Here is a 6,271-nt window from a genome sequence, read left to right as displayed (position 1 = left end):
TGGAGCAGCCCGGTAGCTCGTCGGGCTCATAACCCGAAGGCCGCAGGTTCAAATCCTGCCCCCGCAACCAATTTCGAAGCAAAGCATTCGAAAAAATATGTGGAGCCGTGGTGTAGAGGCCTAACATGCCTGCCTGTCACGCAGGAGACCGCGGGTTCGAATCCCGTCGGCTCCGCCATGAAATTTACATCCTGTATGGGATAAGAACCCATTGAGTGGTTTACAAGAAGTATAAAATGTATTATAATTATGGCTCGGTAGCTCAGTCGGTAGAGCAGAGGACTGAAAATCCTCGTGTCGGCGGTTCGATTCCGTCCCGAGCCACCATCAATTTGCCGTTGTAGCTCAATTGGTAGAGCAACTGACTTGTAATCAGTAGGTTGGGGGTTCAAGTCCTCTCGACGGCACCAGCAACAACTTTATGGAGGCTTAGCGAAGTGGCCAAACGCAGCAGACTGTAAATCTGTTCTCTGACGAGTTCGGTGGTTCGAATCCATCAGCCTCCACCAGTTTATTATAGGGGCATAGTTTAAAGGTAGAACAAAGGTCTCCAAAACCTTTGGTGTGGGTTCGATTCCTGCTGCCCCTGCCAATAACTCTCCAATATGGCGGTCGTGGCGAAGTGGCTAACGCATCGGATTGTGGCTCCGACATTCGAGGGTTCAATTCCCTTCGATCGCCCTTTATTCTTATCAGCATTGGGGATTAGCCAAGCGGTAAGGCAACGGACTTTGACTCCGTCATGCCTAGGTTCGAATCCTAGATCCCCAGTAACGGACTCTTGGAGAAAACTATTCAACTTGGGTCCGATATTCAATATGCGGAAGTGGCTCAGGGGTAGAGCATCGCCTTGCCAAGGCGAGGGTCGCGGGTTCGAATCCCGTCTTCCGCTCCATTATACGGCGCCATAGCCAAGTGGTAAGGCAGAGCTCTGCAAAAGCTTTACCCCCAGTTCGAATCTGGGTGGCGCCTCCATTCTTTTGCCGGAGTGGCGGAATCGGCAGACGCACAGGACTTAAAATCCTGCGGTAGGTGACTACCGTACCAGTTCAAGTCTGGTCTTCGGCACCACTCCAACAATTAATTAAGTAAGCATGTGCCCTTAGCTCAGCTGGATAGAGCGTTTGACTACGAATCAAAAGGTCGGGAGTTCGAATCTCTCAGGGCACGGAGTAAATTTTATTTGCCGGCGTGGCGGAATGGCAGACGCGCTCGACTCAAAATCGAGTCCGAAAGGGTGGAGGTTCGAGTCCTCTCGCCGGTATTCAACATGGAAAAGAGCTCTTAGGATAATAAATCCTAAGAGCTCTTTTGCGTAATGCGCCTGCCAAGTTAGACATAATGACCATCAGATTAGTTGGAACGCAGTAACCAGGCCTAAAGCAGGCTCGCCGTAAGTCAGCTCATTGAGCGGATGAAGATTTGTGCCTGAATACGAAAATGCTGCTACTTTAACTGTTTGGACACTTGAAGCAGCTCGGGTAAAGTGACAAGCTGGTAACCGCGCGACTGCAAGGTTTGGATGACGGTGGGTAGAGCTTCGACGGTTCCGCTTAAGTTTTGTCCAGGTCCGCCGCCGGAGTGTTGAAGAACGATCGATCCCTTTTTTACATGGTTTAAAATATTGTTTGTGACTTGTTCCCGATTGAGCTGTTTCCAATCCTCCGAATCGACATTCCAATTGACGATGCGGTAACCTTGCATGGAAGCCCACAACAGTTGATTTTCATTAATCTCTCCGAAAGGAGGCCGAATCAATCTGGGGGAATAGCCGATCAGAGACTTCAAAGATGCTTGTGTAAGCAGCACCTGAGATTTAAAGCTCTCGTCAGATAGTTTAGTGAACAGCTTATGATTATAGGAATGGTTTCCGATCACATGCCCTTCTCGCGCAATGCGCTTGACGATCTCAGGATGTTGTTCTGCTTGGGACCCCAGAATAAAGAATGTAGCTCGGACATTGTATTGTTTTAATACATTTAGCACTTGAGGAGTATACTGCTTATCCGGTGCGTCATCGAAAGTGAGAGCCACTTGTCTCGATGCTTCAGGACCTTTGAGCAGCAATAGATCAGGATACTTTTTAACTAACTGGGATAAAGTTAACGCTTTGTTCCGAGTAGCCACCTCCCTGGCGGGTTTTTCCGAAGAAGGTGACCTCTTCTTGTTTGCCTTTTGGATTGGAGTGGATTTGGGCTTAGCTTCCGGCTGAGCCACTGGTTTTTCTACCGTAGCCGCCGCCGGGGGAGGAGACTCCTGAGTTGATTGTTGATGGTCTGGCTTACGTTCCGGGATCGGAATGATTTGATCGGGAATCGGTGGTTCCAGCTTGGAAATACGATTGGCCTGTTGGAATGATTGCGGCTCAGGATTGGGCATATCTGAATCATCATTCGTAGTCCCGGTACAGGAAGATAAGAGCATACCCAACATTAAAGCATAGAAAAAAGCCGCGAACGGTTGTCGATACATAAAAGGCTCCCCCTTATCACTAAACATACAGTTCTTTTAGTTTTGGATAAGGAGGAGGGAATTATCCCTTATGAGCCTTCTGTCCGTGCGGCTATAATTGACTTACATATGAATATTTGTCTTCAGCTTAAAAATGCGCCTTCCCATATCATCTTCAACGCTACAAGCAAAAAGGTGACACGAAGCACCCAAAGCAGCTTTTTACTGCCGAGCCGGCTTGCAATGACTGCACCCAGCCACCCTCCAACGATGGCGGTTGGCGCTAATCCAAGCACCATCCATAAATTCACTTCACCCAGTGCAAAATGAGTGGTGCTTCCCATCAGAGCGGAGAGTAAAATAACAAACATGGATGTTGCAGTAGCCACATGGGGAGGATAACGAAATAAAATAACCATAACCGGTACGAGCAGGGCTCCCCCGCCGACGCCAAACAACCCGGCAATGAATCCGACGGCGAGCCCGATGACCAGCACCGGTAGAACGCTGTAACCGTATTGAAAGGTTTGCCCTTTCCCGTCCGTATACGTTCGCTCAATGCTCCACTTGATATCCAACGGCTTGAGGTAATCCCGAAGTATAAGCAGGACGGCCATAAACAGCATGAATATTCCGAAGCCCAGCTGAAACGACTTGGCATTGACGTATTGCGTAGTGTAGGAACCAAGCATGGCTCCGGGACCGCAGGTGATGAAAAGGAGCCACCCGCTTTTAAAATCGACTCGTTTTTGTTTAAAAAAGGTTACTGTAGAAGATAAAGCTGTGAAAATAAGAACGGCTAACGATGTTCCAACGGCGGTTGAAATCGGAATGGATTCGCCAATAAAATAAGGCCCCAAGTAAACAAGCGCGGGGACAATAATAATACCGCCGCCGAGGCCGACCAAGCTTCCGAACGTGGCGGCAATCAGACCGACGACGGTATAAAACAGGATATCCATGCGTTATTCCTTCTCCCATATCCATTTATTCTAAGTAAATAGTAACACAGGAAAGGAAGAAATCAACCGCCCTAAATTAAATATAGGTTTCTTGAAGTAATTGTTTATTAGGTAAATAATGGCTCGATTGGATAAAACGGATCGTACGGGTTTTTGCGCGCATGACGATCGAATGCGTCTCCGCCCTCAAGTTAGGCATATACCGGACGCCGTTCAAAATTTCTCCCGGGGTAATGCCGGTAGCCGCAAAGATAACATCATCCGTTCCAACCATATCGTTCATTGTCAATATTTTGTGCGGATCCTTGATACCCATAGCAATACAGCGGTCATATTCTTCATCGTTCGCCGGCAGTAGTCGGCCTAACAGTTCTCCGCCCAAGCATCGCAGTGCCGCGGCCGCCAGTACCCCTTCAGGGGCTCCGCCGGAGCCTACGTACATGTCGATTCCGGATTCGGATAAGGCAGGCGCTATGGCCCCGGCTACATCGCCGTCACTCAAGAATTTAATCCGTACGCCTACTCGGCGCAAGGTCTCGATTCGTTCACGATGCCGTTCCCGGTCAAGAATCATGATCGTCAAGTTGCTTAGTGGTTTATCGAGCACTTCAGCAGCACGCTTCAGCGTCTTTTCCAGCGGTTCGGTCAAACTTAATTGTCCGGCAAGCGCAGGTCCTACCGCTATTTTCTCCATATACATATCCGGGGCATGCAGTAAATTTCCTTTACCTGCGATGGCGATAACGGCTAGGGCATTGTTAAGCCCTTTGGCTACAAGCTCGGTACCCTCAAGCGGATCGACGGCTACGTCAACCTCTGGTCCTTGTCCGTTGCCGACTTGCTCCCCAATATAAAGCATAGGAGCTTCATCCATTTCGCCTTCACCAATCACTACGGTTCCCCGAATGGATACAGAATCGAACATGGCGCGCATCGCTGCGGTTGCAGCTCCATCTGCCTGATTTTTATCGCCCCGGCCCATCCATTTTGCAGCCGATAATGCGGCGAGTTCTGTGACTCGTACTATCTCGAGCGCCAATTCCCTTTCCATCCCATTCGTGCCTCCCAACAATAATGGTGTTCATTTACAATTATATATAGTATAATTAAATATTAAATAATACGCAATAAATAAAGCGATATTGCGATAAAAGTACACCATAATTCATCGGTAAAATAAACTGAGTTACAGTTCTATGAGTTTGAGAGCATTTTTGGTACAATTGGATAGGAATCAAAAGGCAGACAGCAGTGGCTGCTTTGAAATGAGGAGGGACCGGTCATCGAACTGACTGCACGCCAATTACAGATCGTAGAACTGGTAAAAGCAAATGCGCCAATTACAGGCGAACAAATAGCGGAAATGCTTGGGCTTAGCCGCCCGACGTTACGATCGGACCTGGCGCTGCTTGTGATGCTGGGCCTCATAGACGCCAAGCCGAAGGTAGGGTATACACCGGGCTCGGCTATGTCTCCGGGTCTCCATGCATCCAGGAAGCTGTTGAATACGAAAGTTAAAGAAGTGCAGGCGCTTCCTGTTATCGTGAAGGAAAATGCGTCCGTAGGCGATGCTGTTGTTTCACTCTTTATGGAAAATGTGGGCAGCTTGATCGTCGTGGATGATCAGGGGTGCTTGTCCGGTATCATATCACGCAAGGACCTGCTCAAGTTTACATTCGGCAATACGAATGCTGCCACCATGCCCGTCAGTATGGTGATGACGCGCGAGCCCAACGTCATTCACGTGTCGCCTGATGAATCGGTGGTCGATGCGGCTAAGAAAATGATTAATCACCAGGTGGACAGCTTGCCGGTAGTCGTACCGTCGAAGCTCGAGCAGGCGGGAGGTATCCCCCGTTGGGATGTGGTCGGCAGAATAACCAAAACCATTATGACAAAAATTTTGCTGGATATGGCTGTTGGCCATTAAGGATTTTGCGGATAAAAGGAGAAGGAACCGGATGAGTGAAGATCAGTCGTATGAAATTACAATCTGTTCGGATTCCGTCGGAGAAACGGCCGAGGCGGTCGTGAGAGCGACGATTCGACAGTTTGACGCACATCAGGTGAAAACGAAACGAATCGGTCATATCAAGAGTGAGGATGAGATCCGTACAATATTGGAGGAGGCTGCCCAAAGGGGCGGTTTTGTCGCATATACGCTGGTACAGCCAGAACTGAGAGAGACCATGAAGGAAGAAGCGATCCGGCTGGGTGTCAGAGCCGTGGATATCATGGGACCGATGATGGAGGCGTTTGTCGACACATTTAACGATGCGCCCAAACGTAAACCGGGTCTTCTCCATCTGATGGATGAAGATTATTTCCGCCGGGTGGAAGCCATTGAATTTGCCGTCAAATGTGATGACGGACGCGATACGAGTGCGCTGCTGAAGGCCCAACTGGTTCTGATCGGCGTATCGCGAACCTCCAAGACGCCGCTGAGCATTTTTTTGGCTCACAAGGGGATCAAGGTTTCCAATCTTCCGCTGGTACCGGAGGTAAAGGCGCCTAAGGAGTTGTTCCTCGTGCCGAGTAACCGGATCGTCGGCCTAACGATGGATGCCGAGAAGCTGTACAAAATTCGTACGGAACGGTTGAAGGCCGTAGGGCTCCCTTTTGGAGCAAAGTATGCAACCATGGAACGAATCGACGAAGAGCTTCGATACGCCCAAGACTTGATGAAGCAGGTGGGCTGCTTGGTCATTAATGTAACGGACAAAGCGATTGAAGAAACGGCTGGCATTATAATGGGTTATTTACAATAATATATGAATCCGCTAGGAAAAAGCTTGGACCGGAGAATGGTTCAGGTTTTTTTCTTTTCAGGCAGCGGGCATGGAAGCCGCGAGGCAGCG

General features: G+C 49.1%; 5 protein-coding genes and 12 tRNA genes. 14 read left to right on the top strand and 3 right to left on the bottom strand.

Annotated elements, in window-relative coordinates; genetic code table 11:
• The first annotated feature begins 101 nt into the window (after window positions 1–101).
• From BLT35_RS22935 to BLT35_RS22880, 12 genes are all read left to right on the top strand, one after another.
• Window positions 102–178 (top strand) — tRNA-Asp (locus BLT35_RS22935).
• A gap of 73 nt (window positions 179–251) precedes the next feature.
• Window positions 252–327: transfer RNA gene (locus tag BLT35_RS22930), tRNA-Phe, on the top strand.
• Window positions 328–334: 7 nt separating this feature from the next.
• A tRNA-Thr gene (locus BLT35_RS22925) sits at window positions 335–410 on the top strand.
• A 13-nt stretch (window positions 411–423) separates the two neighbouring features.
• Window positions 424–509: transfer RNA gene (locus BLT35_RS22920), tRNA-Tyr, on the top strand.
• Window positions 510–518: 9 nt separating this feature from the next.
• A tRNA-Trp gene (locus BLT35_RS22915) sits at window positions 519–592 on the top strand.
• 16 nt (window positions 593–608) lie between these two features.
• Window positions 609–681: transfer RNA gene (locus tag BLT35_RS22910), tRNA-His, on the top strand.
• Window positions 682–699: 18 nt separating this feature from the next.
• Window positions 700–771, top strand: a tRNA-Gln gene (locus tag BLT35_RS22905).
• Between the two features lie 49 nt (window positions 772–820).
• Window positions 821–895, top strand: a tRNA-Gly gene (locus BLT35_RS22900).
• Between the two features lie 6 nt (window positions 896–901).
• Window positions 902–975: transfer RNA gene (locus BLT35_RS22895), tRNA-Cys, on the top strand.
• A 7-nt stretch (window positions 976–982) separates the two neighbouring features.
• Window positions 983–1,071, top strand: a tRNA-Leu gene (locus BLT35_RS22890).
• Window positions 1,072–1,096: 25 nt separating this feature from the next.
• Window positions 1,097–1,170 (top strand) — tRNA-Arg (locus BLT35_RS22885).
• A gap of 15 nt (window positions 1,171–1,185) precedes the next feature.
• Window positions 1,186–1,264: transfer RNA gene (locus BLT35_RS22880), tRNA-Leu, on the top strand.
• Window positions 1,265–1,446: 182 nt separating this feature from the next.
• Here BLT35_RS22880 and BLT35_RS22875 read toward each other — a convergent pair.
• From BLT35_RS22875 to glpX, 3 genes are all read right to left on the bottom strand, one after another.
• Window positions 1,447–2,472, bottom strand: coding sequence for a polysaccharide deacetylase family protein (locus BLT35_RS22875; protein WP_083351382.1), 1,026 nt, complete (start codon window positions 2,470–2,472; stop codon window positions 1,447–1,449).
• Window positions 2,473–2,594: 122 nt separating this feature from the next.
• Entirely contained in the window at window positions 2,595–3,413 is an 819-nt protein-coding gene (locus BLT35_RS22870) for a sulfite exporter TauE/SafE family protein (RefSeq protein ID WP_062409650.1), read from the bottom strand.
• A gap of 76 nt (window positions 3,414–3,489) precedes the next feature.
• Window positions 3,490–4,464: a class II fructose-bisphosphatase gene (gene glpX / locus BLT35_RS22865; RefSeq protein ID WP_062409649.1), complete on the bottom strand. Its 975-nt coding sequence runs from the start codon at window positions 4,462–4,464 to the stop codon at window positions 3,490–3,492.
• Window positions 4,465–4,695: 231 nt separating this feature from the next.
• On the opposite strand from glpX, the gene BLT35_RS22860 reads away from it, so the two are divergent.
• Complete coding sequence (locus BLT35_RS22860; protein ID WP_074729838.1) at window positions 4,696–5,343, top strand: helix-turn-helix transcriptional regulator; 648 nt, start codon at window positions 4,696–4,698, stop codon at window positions 5,341–5,343.
• Between the two features lie 31 nt (window positions 5,344–5,374).
• Window positions 5,375–6,181: a pyruvate, water dikinase regulatory protein gene (locus BLT35_RS22855; RefSeq protein WP_074729837.1), complete on the top strand. Its 807-nt coding sequence runs from the start codon at window positions 5,375–5,377 to the stop codon at window positions 6,179–6,181.
• Window positions 6,182–6,271: the final 90 nt, after the last annotated feature.

Source organism: Paenibacillus naphthalenovorans, assembly GCF_900099895.1.
GTDB classification, from domain to species: domain Bacteria; phylum Bacillota; class Bacilli; order Paenibacillales; family NBRC-103111; genus Paenibacillus_G; species Paenibacillus_G naphthalenovorans.
Note: the sequence above shows the minus strand (reverse complement) of the source record. Positions and strands in the feature narration are given on the sequence as shown.

Bases quoted from the DNA above. Each gene is read 5' to 3' on its own strand.
- BLT35_RS22855 (WP_074729837.1), top strand. From the start codon at position 5,375: ATGAGTGAAGATCAGTCGTATGAAATTACAATCTGTTCGGATTCCGTC.
- glpX (WP_062409649.1), bottom strand. From the start codon at position 4,464: ATGGAAAGGGAATTGGCGCTCGAGATAGTACGAGTCACAGAACTCGCC.
- BLT35_RS22870 (WP_062409650.1), bottom strand. From the start codon at position 3,413: ATGGATATCCTGTTTTATACCGTCGTCGGTCTGATTGCCGCCACGTTC.
- BLT35_RS22875 (WP_083351382.1), bottom strand. From the start codon at position 2,472: ATGTATCGACAACCGTTCGCGGCTTTTTTCTATGCTTTAATGTTGGGT.